We start from the raw sequence: 20,284 nt of genomic DNA, 5'->3' as shown, positions 1-20,284 counted from the left end.
GCTGCCCGGACTAGCGCGCCCGGGCCCCGCCCTTGAGGTTGGCCTTCTTCAGCAGGCTCTCGTACTGGTGCGACATCAGGTGGGCCTGGATCTGCGAGATGAAGTCCATCACCACCACCACCACGATCAGCAGCGAGGTGCCGCCGAAGTAGAACGAGGCGCCCAGGTCCTTGCGCATGAACTCCGGCAACAGGCAGACCAGCACCATGTAGGCCGCGCCGGCGGCGGTCAGCCGCGTCAGCACCGAGTCCACGTAGTCCGCCGTCGCCTTGCCGGGACGGATGCCCGGAATCAGCGCGCCCGACTTCTTGAGGTTGTCGGCGGTTTCCTGCGAGTTGAAGACCAGCGCGGTGTAGAAGAAGGTGAAGCCGGTGATCAGGGCCGCGAACAGGATCAGGTACAGCGGCTCGCCCGGCGACAGCGCCTGGCTGACCTTCTGCAGCGTCAGCTGGAAGCCACCGGCGCCCTGTCCGCCGAACCAGGTCGTGACCGTGGCCGGGAACATGATGATCGACGAGGCGAAGATCGCCGGGATCACGCCGGACATGTTGAGCTTGAGCGGCAGGAACGAACTCTGGTTCATGTAGGCGCCGCGACCACCCTGGCGACGGGCGTAGTTCACCGTGATCCGGCGCTGGCCGCTTTCGACGAACACCACGAAGAAGGTGAATGCGAACACCACCAGCACGATCAGGATCAGTGTGATGGCGCTCATGTCGCCGTTGCTGAAGGCTTCCAGCGTGGTCAGGACCGCGCCCGGCAGCCCGGCGACGATGCCGGCGAAGATGATCAGCGACACACCGTTGCCGACGCCGCGCTCGGTCACCTGCTCGCCCACCCACATCAGGAACATCGTGCCCGCGGTCAGTGCCACCACCGCGGTCATGATGAAGCCGATGCCCGGGCTGTAGACGGCCTGGATGCCGCCGGTGGCGCCGCCACCCTGCAACGCCGTCGCGATGCCGGCAGCCTGGAAGATCGCCAGCGGGATCGCGCCGATGCGGGACCACTGGGTGATGCGCCGGCGGCCGGACTCGCCTTCCTTCTGGATCGCCTTCAGGCTGGGCATGATCTGCACCAGCAGCTGGATCACGATCGAGGCCGAGATGTACGGGATCACGTTCAGCGCGAACAGGCTGAAGCGCGACAGCGCACCACCGGAGAACATGTTGAACATGTCCACGATGGTGCCCTTCTGCTGCTCCATCAGCGCCAGCATCGCCTGCGGGTTGACACCCGGGACAGGAATGAAGGAACCGACGCGATAGACCAGCAGCGCGCCGAGCACGAACAGCAGTCGCTGGCGCAGTTCCGTGAACTTGCCGAGCCCGCCCACCGCGTTGCCGCTTCGTGCCATGCGTCGCTTACTCCTCGAACTTGCCGCCGGCAGCGATGATCGCCGCGCGGGCACCGGCCGTGGCCAGCAGACCCTTGAGCACGAGCTTCTTCGAAACCTCGCCCTTCTTCACGATCTTGGCCTGCTTGGCCTTCGCCGGGACCAGCTTGGCGGCGCGCAGCGCGGCGAAGTCGATATCGCCCTCGAGCTTGTCGAGCTGGTACAGCATGACCTGGGCGGTGTCGTTCTTCAGCTTGGAGCGGAAGCCGACCTTCGGCAGGCGCATGTGCATCGGCATCTGGCCGCCTTCGAAACCGGCCTTGATCTTGCCCTTGCCCGAGCGCGCGAACGAACCCTTGTGGCCGCGGCCCGCGGTCTTGCCCAAGCCCGAACCGATGCCACGGCCGACGCGCTTGCGCTCCTGGCGGGCGCCGTCTGCGGGCGAAAGTGTATTCATGCGCATGTCTTATTCCTCCACACGGACGAGGTAGTGGACCTTGTTGATCAGACCACGGACCTGCGGACTGTCCTTGAGTTCCCGGACATCGTTCAACTTGTTCAAGCCCAGCGCCTTGACCGACAGGCGATGCTTTGCCTGCGAGCCGCGCAGGCCCTTGACCAGGCGCACCTTCACGGTGCCGCCATTGTTTTCGTTCTTAGCCATGCTGCAGATCCTCCACCTTCTTGCCGCGCTTGGCCGCGATGCGGGCCGGCGAGTGCATTTCGGTCAGGCCCTTGAGCGTGGCGCGCACCAGGTTGATCGGATTGCGCGAACCGGTCGCCTTGGCCAGCACGTCCTTGACACCGACGGCTTCCAGCACGGCGCGCATCGCGCCACCGGCGATCACGCCGGTACCCTCGGACGCCGGCTGCATGTACACATGCGCCGCGCCGTGGCCCGACTTGACCGCGTGCCACAGGGTGCCGTTGTTCAGCTCGACGTTGGACATGCCCTTGCGTGCATATTCCATCGACTTCTGGATCGCGACCGGCACTTCGCGCGCCTTGCCGTAGCCGAAGCCGACCTTGCCGTTGCCGTCACCGACCACCGTCAGCGCGGTGAAGGTGAACTGCCGACCGCCCTTGACGGTCTTGGAGACGCGGTTGACGGCGATGAGCTTCTCGATCATCCCGTCGTCGATTTCCTCGCGGTTGTTGCGCCCGCGTGAATCGCGTTCGTTTGCCATTGTCGTTTCCTGTCTTTGAAGAGTTGATTACGGCTGCTGCCGCTTATTGTTGGGATATGGATCGGGCGATTCGGTCGTGGCGGGAACCCGCCGCGCCGCCCGGCGCAACCCGCGCCGGCAGGGACAACCGTGCATGGGGACAACGCCCCATGCATTCAAGCATCAGAACTGCAGGCCGCCTTCGCGCGCGGCATCGGCCAGCGCCTTGATGCGGCCGTGGTAACGGTAGCCGGAACGGTCGAAAGCGACCTTCTCGACGCCCGCGGCCCGGGCCTTCTCGGCGATGGCGCGGCCCACCTTGGCGGCGGCCTCGATGTTCTTGCTGCCCTTCAGCCCATCGCGGATGTCGGCCTGCGTGGTGCTGGCCGCGGCGAGCACCTTCGAGCCGTCGGCGTTGAACAGCTGCGCATAGACGTGCTGGCCGGTGCGCAGCACCGACAGGCGCGGCACGCCGAGTTCGCGGATGTGCGCGCGGGTCGACTTGGCGCGACGCAGGCGTGCGATTTTCTTGTCCATCTTCTTGCTCCTGGCGAAAGCTGAAAACCCTGGGATCCCCTACGGGATCAGGCCTTCTTGGCTTCCTTACGAATGATGTTCTCGCCGGCGTACTTCACGCCCTTGCCCTTGTACGGCTCCGGCGGACGGAAGCCGCGGATCTTGGCCGCAACCTCGCCGACGCTCTGCTTGTCGGCACCGGCGACCACGACCTCGGTCTGGGTCGGGGTGCTGATGGTGATGCCGTCCGGGGTCTTGAACAGCACCGGGTGCGAAAAGCCCAGCGACAGGCTCAGGTCCTTGCCCTGCATCGCGGCGCGGTAACCGACGCCGACCAGCTCGAGCTTGCGCTCGAAGCCTTCGGAGACGCCGTGCACCATGTTGGCGATGATCGCGCGCAAGGTGCCGGTGATGGCGACCTTCTCGGAATCGCCGGTCGACAGCTGCACCTGGCCATTGTCGATCTTGACGTCGATGTCGGGGGACTTGGCGATCGACAGCGTGCCCTTGGGGCCCTTGACGCTGACGCTCTCGGCCTGGACGTTGAGTTCGACACCCTTCGGCAGGGCGATCGGCTTCTTGGCTACTCGGGACATGTTCGTTACTCCCTTAGGCCACGAAGCACAGGACTTCACCGCCGACGCCCTGCTGGCGCGCCTGCGCATCAGTCATGATGCCCTTGGAGGTGGAGATGATCGCGACGCCCAGTCCGTTGAGGACTTTCGGCAGCGCGTCCTTGCCGCGGTACTGGCGCAGGCCCGAGCGCGAAACGCGCTGCAGGCGCTCGATCACCGGGCGGCCTTCGTAATACTTCAGCTCGATCTCGAGCTCGGCCTTGGCGCCGTTCTCGGTCACGCGCGAACCGCCGATGTAGCCTTCGTCCTGCAGGACCTTGGCGATGGCCACCTTGGTCTTGGACGACGGCATCTTCACCGTCGGCTTGCCAACCGCCGCCGCATTCCTGATGCGGGTCAGCATGTCGGCGATGGGATCAGTCATGCTCATTGATGATTACCTTTGAGTACACCGATATCCGCTTTCGCGAATGTCTTCGTGGAGCTCCGCCGGACGACGGAGCGGTTGTGGTTGCTTACCAGGACGCCTTGCGCAGGCCAGGCACGTCGCCGCGCATGGTGGCTTCGCGCAGCTTGTTGCGGCCCAGGCCGAACTTGCTGTACACCGCGCGCGGACGGCCGGTCAGGGCGCAACGCGTGGTCTGGCGCGCAGGCGAGGAGTCGCGCGGCAGCTTCTGCAGCTTGACCACCGCTTCCATCTTCTCGTCGTAGCCGGTCGCCTGGTCGCTGATGATCTTCTTCAGCGCGTCACGCTTGGCGGCGAACTTCTTCGCCAGCTTGGCCCGCTTGGTCTCGCGGTTCACCATTGATGTCTTTGCCATGGTTCTATCCTCGGATCAGCGGAACGGGAAGCGGAAGGCTTCGAGCAGCGCCCGGGCCTCGTCGTTGGTCTTCGCCGTGGTAGTGATGGCGATGTCCATGCCGCGGAGCGCGTCGACCTGGTCGAAGTCGATCTCCGGGAAGATGATCTGTTCCTTCACGCCCATGTTGAAGTTGCCGCGGCCGTCGAACGAACGGCCCGAGACGCCACGGAAGTCGCGCACGCGCGGCAGCGACACGTTGACCAGGCGATCCAGGAACTCGTACATCTTCGAGCGGCGCAGGGTCACCTTGCAGCCGATCGGCCAGCCGTCGCGGATCTTGAACGAGGCCACCGAGACTCGCGACTTGGTCACGATCGGCTTCTGGCCCGAGATCTTCGCCATGTCGGCAACCGCGTTCTCGAGGATCTTCTTGTTGGTCGCGGCTTCGCCCACGCCCATGTTGAGCGTGATCTTGGACAGCCTCGGCACCTGCATCGGATTGGTGTAGCCGAACTTCTCCATGAGCTTCGGCACCACTTCTTCCTTGTAGAATTTTTCCAGACGGGTGTTCATTTCAACATTCCTTAGGCGTCGATCGCCTCACCACTCGAGCGGAACACGCGCAGGCGGCGTCCATCCTCGAGGACCTTGGTACCGATGCGCTCGCCCTTGCCGGAGGCAGGGTTGAACAGCATCACGTTGGATACATGGATCGGCGCTTCGCGCTCGATCACGCCACCCGGCTGGTTGATCTGCGGGTTCGGCTTGGTGTGGCGCTTGATGATGTTGATGTTCGACACGACGACCTTGTCGCCGATGACGCGCACCACGTCGCCCTGCTTGCCCTTGTCCTTGCCGGCGGTGACGATCACGCGGTCACCCTTCTTGATACGGTTCATGTCTGTTTCCTCCGCTCAGAGCACTTCAGGCGCGAGCGAGACGATCTTCATGAACTTCTCGGAACGCAGTTCACGGGTCACGGGCCCGAAGATGCGCGTGCCGATCGGCTCGTGCTTGTTGTTGAGCAACACCGCGGCATTGCCGTCGAAACGAATCAGCGAGCCATCGGCGCGGCGGACGCCCTTGCGGGTGCGCACCACGACGGCGTCGTAGACCTCGCCCTTCTTGACCTTGCCGCGCGGGATCGCATCCTTGATCGACACCTTGATGATGTCGCCAATGCCGGCGTAACGGCGCTTGGAGCCGCCGAGCACCTTGATGCACATCACTTCCTTGGCGCCGGAGTTGTCGGCCACGTCGAGGTGGCTTTGCATCTGGATCATGGTTCAGCCTCCTCTTATTCGGCCGCGCGCGAGACGATCTCGACGACGCGCCAGTTCTTGGTCTTCGACATCGGTGCGATCTCCGTCACCCGGACGACGTCGCCTTCGTTGCAGGCATTGTCGGCATCGTGGGCGTGGAGCTTGGTCGAGCGGCGGATGTACTTGCCGTACAGCGCGTGCTTGACCTGGCGCTCGACGAGCACCGTCACCGTCTTGTCCATCTTGTTGCTGACCACGCGGCCTTCGACCGTGCGCTGCTTTTTATCAATGTTGTCCATGGTCATGGTCCTTACTGCTTCGTGCCGAGCAGCGTGTTGACGCGGGCGATCTCGCGACGCACGCGACGCACGTCGTGGGTCTTGGCGAGCTGGCCGGTGGCCTTCTGCATGCGCAGGGAGAACTGCTCCTTGTGCAGCTCGAGCAAATGGGCCTTGAGGTCGTCGGCCGACTTCTCGCGGAGTTGTTTGAGTTCCATCAGCGCACCGTCCGGGTCACGAAAGTGGTGGTGACCGAGAGCTTGGCTGCGGCCAGGCGGAATGCCTCGCGCGCGGTTGCCTCGTCGACGCCCTCGATCTCGTAGATCATGCGGCCGGGCTGGATCTGCGCGACCCAGAATTCCACGGCGCCCTTGCCCGAGCCCATTCGGACTTCGATCGGCTTCTTGGTGATCGGCTTGTCGGGGAACACGCGGATCCACATCTTGCCGCCGCGTTTGACATAGCGGCTGATCGAACGGCGCGCGGCCTCGATCTGGCGCGAGGTCAGCTGGCCGGTCTGGGTGGCCTTCAGGCCGAACTCGCCAAAGCTGACGAGGTTGCCGTTCCATGCCAGGCCGTCATTGCGGCCCTTGTGCATCTTGCGGTACTTGGTTCGCTTGGGTTGCAACATGATCAGTCCCTCGCCTCGCGTTCACGACGCGGCCCACGCGGACGCTCGCGGTCACCGCGATCGCCTCGCGGCGTGTCGTCCTGCTTCTCCTGGCCAACCTGGGAGAAATCGAAGATCTCGCCCTTGTAGACCCAGGTCTTGATGCCGATGATGCCGTAGGTGGTCTTGGCCTCGGCGAAACCGTAGTCGACGTCCGCACGCAGCGTGTGCAGCGGTACGCGACCTTCGCGGTACCACTCCGAACGCGCGATCTCGGCGCCGTTGAGGCGGCCGGCGACGTTGACCTTGATGCCCAGAGCGCCCAGGCGCATCGCGTTGCCGACGGCGCGCTTCATCGCGCGGCGGAACATGATGCGGCGCTCGAGCTGCTGCGCGATCGACTCGGCGACCAGCTGCGCGTCGAGCTCCGGCTTGCGGACCTCGGTGACGTTGATGTGCGCCGGGACGCCCATCAAGTCGGACACTTCCTTGCGCAGCTTCTCGATGTCCTCGCCACGCTTGCCGATCACCACGCCCGGGCGGGCGGTGTGGATCGTGACGCGGGCGGTCTTGGCCGGACGCTCGATCATGATGCGGCTGATGCCGGCGGCCGCCAGCTTCTTGCGCAGCATCTCGCGGACCTTCAGGTCGGCGGCGAGATAACCGGCGTATTCCTTCTTGCCGGCATACCACTTCGAGTTCCAGTCCTTGGAAATGCCAAGGCGGATACCGGTCGGATGAACTTTATGACCCATGAGTTACTTCCCCTCGCCGACGACGACGGTGATGTGGCTGGTGCGCTTGAGGATGCGGGTGCCGCGACCCTTGGCGCGCGCCATGAAACGCTTCAGCGTCGGGCCTTCGTCGACCATGATGGTCTTGACCTTCAGCTCGTCGACGTCGGCGCCCTGGTTGTTCTCAGCATTGGCGATCGCCGACTCCACCACCTTCTTGATCAGGTGGGCGGCTTTCTTGTCCGAGAACTTCAGCAGGTTGACGGCGCGCTCTGCAGAGAGGCCGCGCACCTGGTCTGCCACCAGTCGGGCCTTCTGCGGCGAGATGCGCGCGCTGCGGAGGATTGCTGTCGCTTCCATCGTCATGTCCTTACTTCCCCGACTTCTTGTCGCCGCCGTGACCCTTGAAGGTCCGCGTCAACGCAAATTCGCCGAGCTTGTGGCCAACCATGTTCTCGTTGACCAGCACCGGAACGTGGTTCTTGCCGTTGTGCACGGCGATGGTGTAACCCACCATTTCCGGCAGGATCATCGAACGACGCGACCAGGTCTTGATCGGACGCTTGGTGTTGCCCGCCGCTTCCACCTTCTTGACCAGGTGGTGGTCGACGAACGGACCTTTCTTGAGTGAACGTGCCATGGTCGATTAGCTCCTGCGATCGCGCACGATGAACTGCTGCGTCCGCTTGTTGTGTCGGGTCTTGTAACCCTTGGTCGGCACGCCCCACGGGGTGACCGGATGCGGGTTGCCCTGGCCGGCCTTGGCCTCGCCACCGCCGTGCGGATGGTCGACCGGGTTCATCGCCGCGCCGCGGACGGTCGGCTTGATCCCGCGCCAGCGGCTGGCGCCGGCCTTGCCCAGCTTCTCGAGGTTGTGCTCGACGTTGCCGACTTCGCCGATGGTCGCGCGGCACTCGGACGGAACGCGGCGCATCTCGCCCGAACGCAGGCGCAGCGTCGCGTAGACGCCTTCACGGGCGACCAGCTGCACACCGGCGCCGGCGGCACGTGCGATCTGCGCGCCCTTGCCAGGCTTCATCTCGATGCAGTGCACGGTCGAGCCAACCGGAATGTTGCGCAGTGGCAGGGTGTTGCCGGTCTTGATCGGCGCATCGTTGCCCGCGATCACCTGGTCGCCAGCCTTCAGGCCCTTGGGCGCGATGATGTAGCGGCGCTCACCATCGACGTAGCACAGCAGCGCGATGTGCGCGGTGCGGTTGGGATCGTATTCGATCCGCTCCACGCGCGCCGGAATGCCTTCCTTGTCGCGCTTGAAGTCGATGATGCGGTAATGCTGCTTGTGGCCACCGCCGATGTGGCGGGTGGTGATCCGGCCGTGGTGGTTGCGACCGCCGCTGTTGCTCTGCTTTTCGAGCAACGGCGCATGGGGCGCGCCCTTGTGCAGGTCAGGCGTGACCACGCGCACCGCGGAGCGGCGGCCGGGAGAAGTAGGCTTGAAAGTCATCAATGGCATCGGTCCGTCCTCAGGCCTTGGCCGTCATCACGTCGATCGACTGGCCGTTGGCCAGCGTCACGTACGCCTTGCGCCAGTCGCCGCGGCTGCCCTGGCGATTGCGGAAGGCCTTGTTCTTGCCCTTCACGTTCACCACGTTGACCGCTTCGACCTTGACGCTGAAAAGTTGTTCGACGGCCGACTTGATCTCGGCTTTGGTCGCGGTCTTCGCGACTTCGAACGCGTACTGGTTGGAAACTTCCTGCAGGCGCGCGGTCTTCTCGGACACGCGCGGGGCACGGATCACGCTGTAGAGCCTGGCGGCCGACACGACGTTCGTCAGGGCGCTATCGGGCTTGTTCATGCCAGCCACTCCTCGATCTTCTTCACCGCGTCACTGGTGACCAGGACGCTGTCGGCGCTGACCAGCGCCACCGGGTCCAGGCCCTGCACGTCGCGGACTTCGACGTACGGCAGGTTGCGCGCGGACAGGTACAGGTGCTCGGAAGCCTCTTCGGTCACGATCAGCGGCCGGCGGCCGAGGTCGTAGTCCTTCAGCTTCGACACCAGACCCTTGGTCTTGGACGCGTCGATGTCGAAACCGTCGACGATCGTCAGGCGGCCCTGGCGGTTGAGCTCCGACAGGATCGCGGAGATCGCGGCGCGATACATCTTGCGGTTGACCTTCTGCGCGAAGCTGCGCGGCTTGGCCGCGAACGTCACGCCGCCGCCGACGAAGATCGGGGCCGTCAGCGCGCCATGACGCGCACCGCCGCCCTTCTGCTTCTTCGACTTCTTGGTGGTGCCGCTGACTTCCGAGCGCGTCTTCTGCGCCTTGGTACCGGCACGGCCCGCGTTGCGGTAGGCAACGACGACCTGATGGACCAGGTCCTCGCTGAACTCGCGACCGAACACGGCGTCGGAAACCGACAGCTTCTCGTTGCTATTTCTGATGGCAAGTTCCATCGTCGTTCTCCTTATGCCTTGCTCGACGGACGGACGATGACGTCGCCGCCCGGCGCGCCAGGCACGGCGCCCTTGATCGCGATCAGGCCGCGCTCGGCGTCGACCCGGACCACTTCGAGGCGCTGCGTGCTCTGGCGCACGGCACCCATGTGGCCGGACATCTTCTTGCCCGGGAACACGCGGCCCGGCGTCTGGCGCTGGCCGATCGAACCCGGCGAGCGGTGCGACAGCGAGTTGCCGTGCGTCGCGTCGCCCATCTTGAAGTTCCAGCGCTTGATCGTGCCCTGGAAACCCTTGCCCTTGGTCACGCCCTCGACGTCGACGATCTGGCCGACTTCGAAGATGTCGGCCTTGATCTCGCCGCCGACGCTGAAGTCGCCGATCTTGTCGTCGGCCACGCGCAGCTCCCACAGGCCACGGCCGGCTTCGACCTTGGCCTTGGCCAGGTGGCCCGCCTCGGGCTTGTTGACCAGCGCGGCGCGCTTGACGCCAACGGCAACCTGCACGGCGCTGTAGCCGTCGGTCTCGGGGGTCTTCACCTGGGTGATGCGGTTCGGGGTCGCCTCGATCAGCGTCACCGGAACGGACGCGCCGTCTTCGGTGAAGATGCGGCTCATGCCGGCCTTGCGGCCGACGATGCCCAACGAATATTTCTTCGCGGTCATGGTCGTGGCCCTCAGGTCAGCTTGATCTGGACGTCGACGCCAGCCGCGAGCTCGAGCTTCATCAGCGCGTCCACGGTCTTGTCGTTGGGGTCGATGATGTCGAGCACGCGCTTGTGCGTGCGGGTTTCGTACTGGTCACGCGCATCCTTGTCGACGTGCGGCGACGTCAGGATGGTGTAACGCTCGATTTTGGTCGGCAACGGGATCGGGCCACATACCTGGGCGCCGGTCCGCTTGGCCGTTTCGACGATCTCGCTGGCCGAACGATCGATCAGACGATGATCGAACGCCTTGAGCCGGATCCGGATCTTTTGGTCCGCCATGACGGAGATTCCTTCATTGAAAGAGCGACAGGCTTCGCGGCTGGATGCGCAAAACCCCGTGGAAACAATGACTTGCCGAAACAAATCCCCCACTTCGGCAGTATCCTGAACGCAAGAACGGACCGGTCACCCGGTCCGCCAGACTTGAGAATCGCAGACGCGACGGCTGGCTCCTCCCTATGTGCTCCGAAGAACTTCGGGGCGGGTGGAGCACTGCCACGCGACATTTCCCTGTCTGGCGAAAACGAAGCGCGTCCTGCGCCTCATTTCGCGGTCTTCGCGAATTGCCATGCGGGCGATCCGTGAAGTAGTCGAACATTATAGCGGGCTGCCCAAAACCATTGCAAGCCCGTTTTCGATCATTTTTGCGGGGTTGGCTCGCCCCGCCGGGTAAGGCTGGATCCCCGACTAGAGCACTCGGGGATGACGATCTGACAAACCCGTGCGCGCCTTGGCGCGCACGGGCCAGATCGTCACTTGATGATCTTGGCCACCACGCCGGCGCCGACCGTGCGGCCGCCTTCGCGGATCGCGAACCGCAGGCCGTCGTCCATCGCCACCGGGTTGATCAGCGCCACCACCATCTTCACGTTGTCGCCCGGCATCACCATCTCCACGCCCTCGGGCAGGGTGACGGCACCGGTGATGTCCGTGGTCCGGAAGTAGAACTGCGGGCGGTAACCCTTGAAGAACGGCGTATGACGGCCGCCCTCGTCCTTCGACAGCACGTACACCTCGGCCTCGAACTCCGTGTGCGGGGTGATCGAACCGGGCTTGGCCAGCACCTGGCCACGCTCCACGTCGTCACGCTTGGTGCCGCGCAGCAGCAGGCCCGCGTTGTCACCCGCCTGGCCCTGGTCCAGCAGCTTGCGGAACATCTCCACGCCCGTGACCGTGGTCTTCTGGGTCGCCCGGATGCCCACGATCTCGATTTCGTCGCCCACCTTGATGATCCCGCGCTCGATGCGACCGGTCACCACCGTGCCGCGGCCCGAGATCGAGAACACGTCTTCCACCGGCATCAGGAACGGCTTGTCGATGTCGCGCTCCGGCTCCGGAATCCAGGTGTCCAGCGCGTCCACCAGCTGCAGGATCGACGGCACGCCGATCTCCGACTGGTCGCCTTCCAGCGCCTTGAGCGCCGAACCCTTGATGATCGGGGTGTCGTCGCCCGGGAACTCGTACTTGCTCAGCAGCTCGCGGACTTCCATCTCCACCAGCTCCATCAGCTCGGCGTCGTCCACCATGTCCGCCTTGTTCAGGTAGACCACGATGTACGGCACGCCCACCTGGCGGGCCAGCAGGATGTGCTCGCGCGTCTGCGGCATCGGGCCGTCCGCGGCCGAGCACACCAGGATCGCGCCGTCCATCTGCGCCGCACCGGTGATCATGTTCTTCACGTAGTCCGCGTGACCCGGGCAGTCGACGTGCGCGTAATGGCGGTTCGGGCTCTCGTACTCCACGTGCGAGGTCGAAATCGTGATCCCGCGCGCCTTCTCTTCCGGCGCCATGTCGATCTGGTCGTAGGCCTTGAATTCGCCGCCAAAACGTTCCGCGCCGATCTTCGTCAGCGCCGCCGTCAGCGTCGTCTTCCCGTGGTCCACGTGACCGATCGTGCCCACGTTCACGTGGGGCTTGGTGCGCTCGAACTTACCCTTGGCCATTGGTTTGAACTCCGTGATTCGTAATTGGTGGTTACCAGCCTGCGGCTGCTGTGAATCGCTTGGTGATTCGCTGGAAACGGGATTCATGACCTTCAATCACGAATCCCGGATCGGAAATCACCCCTTCTTGGTGACCGTCTCGGCGATGTTCGCCGGCGCTTCCGCGTAATGGTCGAACTCCATCGTGAACGTGGCGCGACCCTGCGACATCGAGCGCAAGCTCGTCGCATAGCCGAACATCTCGCCCAGCGGCAGCATCGCATTGATGATCTTGCCCGACGGGCTGTCGTCCTGGCCCTGCAGGATGCCGCGGCGACGGCTGACGTCGCCCATCACGTCGCCAAGATAATCCTCGGGCGAGACGATCTCGACCTTCATGATCGGCTCGAGCAGAACCGGGCTGGCCTTGTGGAAGCCTTCCTTGAAGCCCATCGAACCGGCGATCTTGAACGCCATTTCGGACGAGTCGACCTCATGGTACGAACCGTCGTACAGCTTGACCTTGACGTCGACGATCGGATAGCCCGCAAGAATGCCGTTGGCGACGGCTTCCTGGATGCCCTTGTCGACGGCCGGGATGTATTCCTTCGGCACCACGCCACCGACGATCGCATTCTCGAACTCGTAACCCTTGCCCTGCTCGTTCGGCGAGATTTCCAGCCAGACATGGCCAAACTGGCCCTTGCCGCCCGACTGGCGCACGAACTTGCCTTCAGCCTTGACCGTCTTGCGGATGGTCTCGCGGTAGGCAACCTGCGGCTTGCCGACGTTGGCCTCGACGTTGAATTCGCGCTTCATGCGGTCGACGAGGATGTCCAGGTGCAGCTCGCCCATGCCGGCGATGATGGTCTGGCCGGATTCCTCGTCGGTCCGCACGCGGAACGACGGATCTTCCTGCGCCAGGCGCCCGAGCGCGATGCCCATCTTCTCCTGGTCGGACTTGGTCTTCGGCTCGACCGCCATCGAGATGACGGGCTCCGGGAACACCATGCGCTCGAGGGTGATGATGTGGTCCTGGGCGCACAGCGTGTCGCCCGTGGTCACGTCCTTCAGGCCCACGGCCGCAGCGATGTCGCCGGCGCGCACTTCCTTGATCTCGTTGCGATCGTTGGAGTGCATCTGCAGGATGCGGCCCACGCGCTCCTTCTTCGACTTGACCGGGTTGTAGACCTGGTCGCCGGAGTTAAGCACGCCCGAGTAGACGCGGAAGAACGTCAGCGAACCCACGAACGGGTCGGTCATGATCTTGAACGCGAGCGCGGAGAACGGCTCGGTATCCAGGGCCTTGCGGCTGTCTTCCTTCTCGTCATCGTCGATGCCCTGCACCGGCGGACGGTCGGTCGGCGACGGCAGCAGGTGGACCACGCCGTCGAGCATGGCCTGCACGCCCTTGTTCTTGAACGCGGTGCCGCAGAAGACCGGCACGATCTCGACCTTCAGGGTGCGCTCGCGCAGGCCGGCAAGGATTTCGTCCTCGGTCAGCTCGCCGCCTTCCAGATACTTGTCCATCAGCGCTTCGTTGGCTTCGGCCGCGGCCTCGACCATGAACGAACGCGCCGCGGTGGCCTTCTCGAGCAGCTCGGCCGGGATTTCGCCGTATTCGAACACGGTGCCCTGGGACGCGGTATCCCAGTGGATACGCTTCATCTTGACCAAGTCGATGACGCCGTCGAAACCGTCCTCGGCACCCACCGGCACCTGCATCGGGACGGCGTACGCGCCCAGGCGCGAGCGCAACTGCTCGACGACCTTGTCGAAGTTGGCGCCGGTGCGGTCCATCTTGTTGACGAACGCCATGCGCGGCACTTTGTACTTGTTGGCCTGGCGCCACACGGTCTCGGACTGCGGCTGCACGCCGCCGACCGCGCACAGCACGAACACCGCGCCGTCGAGTACGCGCAGCGACCGCTCGACTTCGATCGTGAAGTCGACGTGCCCGGGGGTGTCGATGATGTTGAAGCGGTGCTGCGGCATCGACTTGTCCATGCCGGTCCAGAACGCGGTGGTCGCGGCGGACGTGATGGTGATGCCACGCTCCTGCTCCTGCTCCATCCAGTCCATGGTGGCGGCGCCGTCGTGCACTTCACCGATCTTGTGGCTGACGCCGGTGTAGAACAGGATGCGCTCGGACGTGGTGGTCTTGCCGGCATCGATGTGGGCCATGATGCCGAAGTTGCGGTAGCGTTCGATGGGAGTGGTGCGAGCCACGGCGATTCTCGTAATGTTTGCCCGGTGAACCAGGGCCGGAAATGGCCGGACGCCGCCTCGCGGCGGCTTCCGGAATCGTCGTGCGACCTGGAGCGGTACCGGGTCGCGGGTCGGTATCCGCGCGCGATGCGCAGCGGACGCCGGGAGCGGGCGCCGTCTCCGGCGCCCCGCGGCACACGTCCGTGCGCCGCTTTTCAGCTATCTCACCAGCGGTAGTGCGCGAACGCCTTGTTCGCTTCCGCCATGCGGTGGGTTTCTTCGCGCTTCTTGATCGCGCCGCCACGGTTCTCGGAGGCATCGATCAGCTCGGCGGCCAGCTTGCGCGGCATGCTGTTCTCGCCACGCTTGCGGGCGGAATCGATCAGCCAGCGCATGGCCAGCGCCATGCGGCGCGACTGGCGCACTTCGACCGGCACCTGGTAGGTGGCGCCGCCGACGCGGCGGGACTTCACCTCGACCGACGGCGAGATGTTGCCCAGCGCCTTCTCGACGACTTCAAGCGGGTTCGGGTTCTTCTCGCCGATCACGTCCATGGCGCCGTAGACGATCTTCTCGGCCACCGACTTCTTGCCGCTGTACATGACCATGTTGATGAAGCGCGCGATCGTCTCGCTGCCATGCTTCGGGTCGGGCAGCACCGAACGCTGCGGAGTGTTTCCTTTACGCGACATAGCTGTGTTCGCCTATCTCAATGCTTTTGGTTGAAAGTGCGGCCATGGATGGCCGCCCTGCCTTTCCGGGCCTGGATGCCCGGGCTGATCAGCTCTTCGGACGCTTGGCGCCGTACTTGGAGCGACTCTTGCGACGCTTGGTCACGCCGGCGGCGTCGAGCGAGCCGCGCACGGTGTGGTAGCGCACGCCCGGCAGGTCCTTGACGCGACCGCCACGGATCAGCACCACCGAGTGCTCCTGCAGGTTGTGGCCTTCGCCGCCGATGTACGAGATCACCTCGTAACCGTTGGTCAGGCGCACCTTGGCCACCTTACGCAGGGCCGAGTTCGGCTTTTTCGGGGTGGTGGTGTAGACGCGGGTACAAACCCCGCGACGCTGCGGGCAGTTCACCAGCGCGGGCGAATTGCTTTTGTAGGTCTCGGGATTGCGCGCCTTGCGCACCAGCTGGTTGATCGTTGCCATCGGTCTCGGGTCTGTGTACGGGCCGGAGCCCTGTCGTGAAAACGAAGGCAGGCGGAGTGACCCAGCCTGCCAGACGGAAAAGTATAGCTGGCGCGGACGCTGGGCGTCAACGCAAGCCGGACCCGGCCCGGGCCATCCACCCCAGAGGGTGGCGGCCGGAGCCTGCGATCGAGATCCCGCCCTTCCTGGGCCGAACACGAGGCGCTTCCATGGCGCCTCATTTCGTGATCTGGCGGGCCCCGGAGGGCCCGGCGACCCCCTTTTACGGGGTCGCCACTAGCGGTATATCAGGTGTTGCCGGTTGCTTCGTCGGCCATGACTTCGCTGACTTCGCCAGCTGCCTCGCCGGCGATCGTGCCCGACAGGGCATCCATCTCGGAATCGGTCAGGCCCGAAGCGTTCTTGCGACGCTGGGTATGGTACGCCAAGCCGGTGCCGGCGGGAATCAGGCGGCCGACGATCACGTTCTCCTTCAGGCCACGCAGGCCGTCACGGGTACCGCGCACGGCGGCCTCGGTCAGCACGCGGGTGGTCTCCTGGAAGGAAGCCGCGGAGATGAACGACTCGGTCGCCAGCGAGGCCTTGGTGATGCCCAGCAGGACCGGCTCGAACTTCGCCGGCAGCTCGCCCTTGGCTTCCAGCTTGATGTTGTCCTCCAGCACGCGCTGGCGCTCGGCCTGTTCGCCGTGCAGGAAGCGGCTGTCGCCCTGGTCGGTGATCTCGACCTTGCGCAGCATCTGGCGAACGATCACCTCGATGTGCTTGTCGTTGATCTTCACGCCCTGCAGGCGGTAGACGTCCTGGATTTCCTTGGTCAGGTACACGGCCAGCGGCTCCACGCCCAGCAGGCGCAGGATGTCCTGCGGGCTCGGCTCGCCGTCCACCACGGTCTCGCCCTTCTCCACGTGCTCGCCTTCGAACACGATGATCTGGCGATACTTCGGGATCAGCTCCTCGTGCTCCTCGCCATCGGGTCCCTTGATGATCAGGCGCTGCTTGCCCTTGGTGTCCTTGCCGAAGCTGACCACGCCGGAGCGCTCGGCCAGGATCGCCTGGTCCTTGGGCTTGCGGGCCTCGAACAGGTCGGCCACGCGCGGCAGGCCACCGGTGATGTCGCGGGTCTTGGAGGCTTCCTGCGGCACCTTGGTGACCACGTCGCCGACGCCGACCGGGGCGCCGTCCTGCAGGTTGACGATCGAGCGCGGCGGCAGCAGGTACTGAGCCGGCAGGTCGGTCCCGGGGATGGAGAGATCCTCGCCCTTCTTGTCGACGATGCGCACGATCGGGCGCAGGTCCTTGCCCTGCGAACCGCGACGCTTGGGATCGGTGATCTCGCGCGAGGCCAGGCCGGTCAGGTCGTCGGTCTTCTCGATCACCGTCACGCCGTCGATGAAATCGACGAAGCGGATGAAGCCGGCGACTTCCGACACGATCGGGTGGTTATGCGGGTCCCAATGCGCGACCGACTGGCCGGCCTTGACCGCGGCGCCGTCCTTGACGTCGATGGTGGCGCCGTAGGGCAGCTTGTAGCGCTCGCGCTCGCGGCCGTGGGCGTCGAGCACCGACAGTTCGCCCGAACGCGACACCGCGACCAGGTGGCCGTTGGCATGCGAGACGGTCTTGAGGTTGTTGAACTTGATCGAACCGGTGGTCTTGACCGTCACGTTGTCGATCGCCGCCGCACGCGACGCCGCGCCACCGATGTGGAACGTACGCATGGTCAGCTGGGTGCCCGGCTCGCCGATCGACTGCGCGGCCACCACGCCCACGGCTTCGCCATGGTTGACGATGTGGCCACGGCCCAGGTCGCGGCCGTAGCAGTACGCGCAGACGCCGAACGAGGATTCGCAGGTGATCGTCGAGCGCACCTTGATCGACTGCACGCCGGCGTCCTCGAGCTTGCGCACCCAGGCCTCGTCGAGCAGCGTGTTGCGGGTGACGATCGGGTCGTCGTCCTCGCCCGGCACGAACACGTCCTCGGCCACGATGCGGCCCAGCACGCGGTCGCGCAGCGGCTCGACCACGTCGCCGCCTTCGACGATCGGGGCCATGGTCAGGCCGCCGAGCGTGCCGCAGTCGTCGCCGGTGATCACCACGTCCTGCGCCACGTCGACCAGGCGACGGGTCAGGTAGCCGGAGTTCGCGGTCTTCAGCGCGGTATCGGCCAGGCCCTTTCGGGCGCCGTGGGTCGAGATGAAGTACTGCAGGACGTTGAGGCCCTCGCGGAAGTTCGCGGTGATCGGCGTCTCGATGATCGAGCCGTCCGGACGCGCCATCAGGCCGCGCATGCCGGCCAGCTGGCGGATCTGCGCCTGCGAACCGCGGGCGCCGGAGTCGGCCATGATGTAGACCGAGTTCATCGACTTCTGCGCGACCTGCTCGCCCTTGGCGTTGGTCACCATCTCGGTGCCGATGGTCTTCATCATTTCCTGGGCCACGCGCTCGTTGGTGCGCGACCAGATGTCGACCACCTTGTTGTAGCGCTCGCCGGCGGTGACCAGACCCGACTGGTACTGCTGTTGGATCTCCACGACTTCGGCTTCGGCCTCTTCGAGGATGCCCTTCTTGGTGTCCGGGATGATCATGTCGTCGATGCCGATCGAGACGCCGGCGCGCGTGGCGTACGCGAAGCCGGTGTACATCAGCTGGTCGGCGAACACGACCGTGTCCTTCAGCCCGAGCAGGCGGTAGCAGGAGTTGATCAGGCGGCTGATGTTCTTCTTGGTCAGCTCGGTGTTGGCCAGCGCGAACGGCAGGCCTTCGGGCAGGATCTCGACCAGCAGCGCGCGACCGACCGTGGTGTCCACGATCGAGGTCTTCTTCTGCTTGTTGCCTTCCTCGTCGGTCACGGTTTCGGTGATGCGCACCTTGACCTTGGCGTGCAGGCCGGCGGCCTTGTTGTCGAACGCGCGCTTCACCTCGGCGACGTTGGCAAACACCATGCCTTCGCCGTTGGTGTTCTCAAGGGCGCGGGTCATGTAGTACAGGCCCAGCACGACGTCCTGCGACGGCACGATGATCGGCTCGCCGTTGGCCGGCGACAGGATGTTGTTCGACGCCATCATCAGCGCGCGCGCTTCCAGCTGGGCCTCGAGGCTCAGCGGGACGTGCACGGCCATCTGGTCGCCGTCGAAGTCGGCGTTGAACGCGGTGCAGACCAGCGGATGCAGCTGGATCGCCTTGCCTTCGATCAGCACCGGCTCGAATGCCTGGATGCCGAGGCGATGCAGGGTCGGCGCGCGGTTGAGCAGCACCGGATGCTCGCGGATCACTTCTTCCAGGATGTCCCAGACTTCGGCTTCCTCGCGCTCGACCAGCTTCTTGGCAGCCTTGATCGTGGTCGCGAGGCCACGACGCTGCAGCTTGGCGAAGATGAAGGGCTTGAACAGCTCAAGCGCCATCTTCTTCGGCAGGCCGCACTCGTGCAGGCGCAACGTCGGGCCGACCACGATGACCGAACGGCCGGAGTAGTCGACGCGCTTGCCGAGCAGGTTCTGGCGGAAGCGGCCCTGCTTGCCCTTGATCATGTCGGCCAGCGACTTGAGCGGGCGCTTGTTGGTGCCGGTGATGGCACGGCCGCGGCGGCCGTTGTCCATCAGCGCGTCGACCGATTCCTGCAGCATGCGCTTTTCGTTGCGCACGATGATGTCGGGCGCGTTGAGTTCGAGCAGGCGGCGCAGGCGGTTGTTGCGGTTGATGACGCGACGGTACAGGTCGTTGAGGTCGGAGGTCGCGAAGCGGCCACCGTCCAGCGGCACCAGCGGGCGCAGGTCCGGCGGCAGCACCGGCAGCACGGTCATGACCATCCACTCGGGGCGGTTGCCCGACTCGAGGAAGGCCTCGACCAGCTTGATGCGCTTGGTCAGGCGCTTGAGCTTGGTCTCCGAACCGGTGGCGGCGATTTCTTCCTTCAGGTGCACCATCTCGGCCTGCAGGTCGATCGTGCGCAGCAGGTCGAACACCGCCTCTGCGCCCATCGCGGCATCGAAGTCGTCGCCGTGCTCCTGGCGCATCTGCATGAACTGCTCTTCGTTGAGCAGCTGGCCGCGCTCGAGCGGGGTCAGGCCCGGCTCGGTGACGACGAACGCCTCGAAGTACAGGATCCGCTCGATGTCGCGCAGGGTCATGTCCAGCATCAGGCCGATGCGCGACGGCAGCGACTTGAGGAACCAGATGTGCGCCACCGGCGAGGCCAGGTCGATGTGGCCCATGCGCTCGCGGCGCACCTTGGCCAGCGTGACCTCGGTGCCGCACTTCTCGCACACCACGCCGCGGTGCTTCATGCGCTTGTACTTGCCGCACAGGCACTCGTAGTCCTTGATCGGCCCGAAGATGGCGGCGCAGAACAGGCCGTCGCGCTCGGGCTTGAAGGTGCGGTAGTTGATGGTCTCGGGCTTCTTCACTTCGCCGTAGGACCACGAACGGATCAGGTCCGGCGAGGCCAGCGCGATCTTGATCGCGTCGAAGTCGAGCGCCGGGCGCTGCTGGTTGAACAGGTTCAGAAGGTCTTTCATGTTTGACTCCGGGATTCGGGATACGAGTTTCGGGATTGGCTATTGCGGGAACCCGGCGATGCCGGATTCCCCACCTC

27 protein-coding genes are annotated in these 20,284 nt (G+C 64.9%); all 27 read right to left on the bottom strand.

From position 1 onward, the window contains the following. Nucleotides 1-10 precede the first annotated feature (10 nt). Nucleotides 11-1,357 carry a preprotein translocase subunit SecY gene (gene secY / locus ACTJIL_RS01415; RefSeq protein WP_440753815.1) on the bottom strand — a complete coding sequence of 449 codons (1,347 nt, stop codon included), beginning with the start codon at nucleotides 1,355-1,357 and terminating at the stop codon, nucleotides 11-13. 7 nt (nucleotides 1,358-1,364) lie between these two features. Beyond that, nucleotides 1,365-1,799 (bottom strand): 50S ribosomal protein L15, encoded by a 435-nt coding sequence (rplO, locus tag ACTJIL_RS01410; protein ID WP_440753814.1) that lies wholly within the window; start codon nucleotides 1,797-1,799, stop codon nucleotides 1,365-1,367. A gap of 3 nt (nucleotides 1,800-1,802) precedes the next feature. After that, nucleotides 1,803-2,000, bottom strand: a complete 198-nt coding sequence (rpmD, locus tag ACTJIL_RS01405; protein WP_440753813.1) for a 50S ribosomal protein L30 — start codon at nucleotides 1,998-2,000, stop codon at nucleotides 1,803-1,805. Continuing rightward, on the bottom strand, nucleotides 1,993-2,523 hold the full coding sequence (rpsE, locus tag ACTJIL_RS01400) for a 30S ribosomal protein S5 (protein WP_036135949.1): 531 nt from the start codon (nucleotides 2,521-2,523) through the stop codon (nucleotides 1,993-1,995). Before rpsE ends, rpmD begins: the two co-directional genes overlap by 8 nt. A 162-nt stretch (nucleotides 2,524-2,685) precedes the next feature. Continuing rightward, nucleotides 2,686-3,039, bottom strand: a complete 354-nt coding sequence (gene rplR / locus ACTJIL_RS01395; protein WP_440753812.1) for a 50S ribosomal protein L18 — start codon at nucleotides 3,037-3,039, stop codon at nucleotides 2,686-2,688. 47 nt (nucleotides 3,040-3,086) lie between these two features. Continuing rightward, entirely contained in the window at nucleotides 3,087-3,614 is a 528-nt protein-coding gene (gene rplF, locus ACTJIL_RS01390) for a 50S ribosomal protein L6 (RefSeq protein WP_440753811.1), read from the bottom strand. Nucleotides 3,615-3,627: 13 nt separating this feature from the next. After that, on the bottom strand, nucleotides 3,628-4,023 hold the full coding sequence (gene rpsH, locus ACTJIL_RS01385) for a 30S ribosomal protein S8 (RefSeq protein WP_440753810.1): 396 nt from the start codon (nucleotides 4,021-4,023) through the stop codon (nucleotides 3,628-3,630). Between the two features lie 85 nt (nucleotides 4,024-4,108). Next, nucleotides 4,109-4,414, bottom strand: coding sequence for a 30S ribosomal protein S14 (gene rpsN / locus ACTJIL_RS01380; protein WP_440753809.1), 306 nt, complete (start codon nucleotides 4,412-4,414; stop codon nucleotides 4,109-4,111). A gap of 15 nt (nucleotides 4,415-4,429) precedes the next feature. After that, complete coding sequence (rplE, locus tag ACTJIL_RS01375; protein WP_440753808.1) at nucleotides 4,430-4,969, bottom strand: 50S ribosomal protein L5; 540 nt, start codon at nucleotides 4,967-4,969, stop codon at nucleotides 4,430-4,432. A gap of 11 nt (nucleotides 4,970-4,980) precedes the next feature. After that, a complete protein-coding gene (rplX, locus tag ACTJIL_RS01370; protein ID WP_440753807.1) occupies nucleotides 4,981-5,295 on the bottom strand; it encodes a 50S ribosomal protein L24 in 315 nt (104 codons plus the stop codon). Between the two features lie 15 nt (nucleotides 5,296-5,310). After that, entirely contained in the window at nucleotides 5,311-5,679 is a 369-nt protein-coding gene (rplN, locus tag ACTJIL_RS01365) for a 50S ribosomal protein L14 (protein ID WP_027080643.1), read from the bottom strand. Nucleotides 5,680-5,693: 14 nt separating this feature from the next. After that, nucleotides 5,694-5,957 carry a 30S ribosomal protein S17 gene (gene rpsQ / locus ACTJIL_RS01360; protein ID WP_440753806.1) on the bottom strand — a complete coding sequence of 88 codons (264 nt, stop codon included), beginning with the start codon at nucleotides 5,955-5,957 and terminating at the stop codon, nucleotides 5,694-5,696. Between the two features lie 11 nt (nucleotides 5,958-5,968). Further along, on the bottom strand, nucleotides 5,969-6,154 hold the full coding sequence (gene rpmC, locus ACTJIL_RS01355; RefSeq protein WP_440753805.1) for a 50S ribosomal protein L29: 186 nt from the start codon (nucleotides 6,152-6,154) through the stop codon (nucleotides 5,969-5,971). Next, nucleotides 6,154-6,567, bottom strand: coding sequence for a 50S ribosomal protein L16 (rplP, locus tag ACTJIL_RS01350; RefSeq protein ID WP_440753804.1), 414 nt, complete (start codon nucleotides 6,565-6,567; stop codon nucleotides 6,154-6,156). The genes rpmC and rplP overlap by 1 nt, the downstream gene beginning before the upstream one ends. Before the next feature lie 2 nt (nucleotides 6,568-6,569). Continuing rightward, nucleotides 6,570-7,301, bottom strand: a complete 732-nt coding sequence (gene rpsC, locus ACTJIL_RS01345) for a 30S ribosomal protein S3 (RefSeq protein ID WP_440753803.1) — start codon at nucleotides 7,299-7,301, stop codon at nucleotides 6,570-6,572. A 3-nt stretch (nucleotides 7,302-7,304) separates the two neighbouring features. Continuing rightward, nucleotides 7,305-7,640, bottom strand: a complete 336-nt coding sequence (gene rplV / locus ACTJIL_RS01340; protein ID WP_440753802.1) for a 50S ribosomal protein L22 — start codon at nucleotides 7,638-7,640, stop codon at nucleotides 7,305-7,307. Nucleotides 7,641-7,650: 10 nt separating this feature from the next. Continuing rightward, nucleotides 7,651-7,920, bottom strand: a complete 270-nt coding sequence (gene rpsS / locus ACTJIL_RS01335; protein WP_027080649.1) for a 30S ribosomal protein S19 — start codon at nucleotides 7,918-7,920, stop codon at nucleotides 7,651-7,653. 6 nt (nucleotides 7,921-7,926) lie between these two features. Beyond that, nucleotides 7,927-8,754: a 50S ribosomal protein L2 gene (gene rplB / locus ACTJIL_RS01330; protein WP_386713023.1), complete on the bottom strand. Its 828-nt coding sequence runs from the start codon at nucleotides 8,752-8,754 to the stop codon at nucleotides 7,927-7,929. A 10-nt stretch (nucleotides 8,755-8,764) separates the two neighbouring features. Beyond that, the gene (rplW, locus tag ACTJIL_RS01325; protein ID WP_440753801.1) at nucleotides 8,765-9,097 is read right to left on the bottom strand and encodes a 50S ribosomal protein L23; all 333 of its coding nucleotides are present in this window, start codon (nucleotides 9,095-9,097) and stop codon (nucleotides 8,765-8,767) included. Then, nucleotides 9,094-9,699: a 50S ribosomal protein L4 gene (rplD, locus tag ACTJIL_RS01320; protein ID WP_440753800.1), complete on the bottom strand. Its 606-nt coding sequence runs from the start codon at nucleotides 9,697-9,699 to the stop codon at nucleotides 9,094-9,096. Before rplD ends, rplW begins: the two co-directional genes overlap by 4 nt. Nucleotides 9,700-9,710: 11 nt before the next feature. Then, entirely contained in the window at nucleotides 9,711-10,364 is a 654-nt protein-coding gene (rplC, locus tag ACTJIL_RS01315; protein ID WP_440753799.1) for a 50S ribosomal protein L3, read from the bottom strand. An 11-nt stretch (nucleotides 10,365-10,375) separates the two neighbouring features. After that, the gene (gene rpsJ, locus ACTJIL_RS01310; protein WP_027080654.1) at nucleotides 10,376-10,687 is read right to left on the bottom strand and encodes a 30S ribosomal protein S10; all 312 of its coding nucleotides are present in this window, start codon (nucleotides 10,685-10,687) and stop codon (nucleotides 10,376-10,378) included. 473 nt (nucleotides 10,688-11,160) lie between these two features. Continuing rightward, a complete protein-coding gene (gene tuf / locus ACTJIL_RS01305) occupies nucleotides 11,161-12,351 on the bottom strand; it encodes an elongation factor Tu (protein WP_440753791.1) in 1,191 nt (396 codons plus the stop codon). A gap of 117 nt (nucleotides 12,352-12,468) precedes the next feature. Continuing rightward, on the bottom strand, nucleotides 12,469-14,559 hold the full coding sequence (gene fusA, locus ACTJIL_RS01300; protein ID WP_440753798.1) for an elongation factor G: 2,091 nt from the start codon (nucleotides 14,557-14,559) through the stop codon (nucleotides 12,469-12,471). Between the two features lie 203 nt (nucleotides 14,560-14,762). Further along, on the bottom strand, nucleotides 14,763-15,230 hold the full coding sequence (gene rpsG / locus ACTJIL_RS01295; protein ID WP_027078973.1) for a 30S ribosomal protein S7: 468 nt from the start codon (nucleotides 15,228-15,230) through the stop codon (nucleotides 14,763-14,765). An 88-nt stretch (nucleotides 15,231-15,318) separates the two neighbouring features. Further along, on the bottom strand, nucleotides 15,319-15,693 hold the full coding sequence (gene rpsL / locus ACTJIL_RS01290) for a 30S ribosomal protein S12 (RefSeq protein WP_027078974.1): 375 nt from the start codon (nucleotides 15,691-15,693) through the stop codon (nucleotides 15,319-15,321). A gap of 287 nt (nucleotides 15,694-15,980) precedes the next feature. Further along, a complete protein-coding gene (rpoC, locus tag ACTJIL_RS01285) occupies nucleotides 15,981-20,207 on the bottom strand; it encodes a DNA-directed RNA polymerase subunit beta' (RefSeq protein ID WP_440753797.1) in 4,227 nt (1,408 codons plus the stop codon). Between the last annotated feature and the right edge of the window lie 77 nt (nucleotides 20,208-20,284).

Source organism: Luteimonas sp. 22616 (genome assembly GCF_052044325.1).
In the GTDB taxonomy this organism is placed as follows: domain Bacteria; phylum Pseudomonadota; class Gammaproteobacteria; order Xanthomonadales; family Xanthomonadaceae; genus Luteimonas.
Note: the sequence above shows the minus strand (reverse complement) of the source record. Positions and strands in the feature narration are given on the sequence as shown.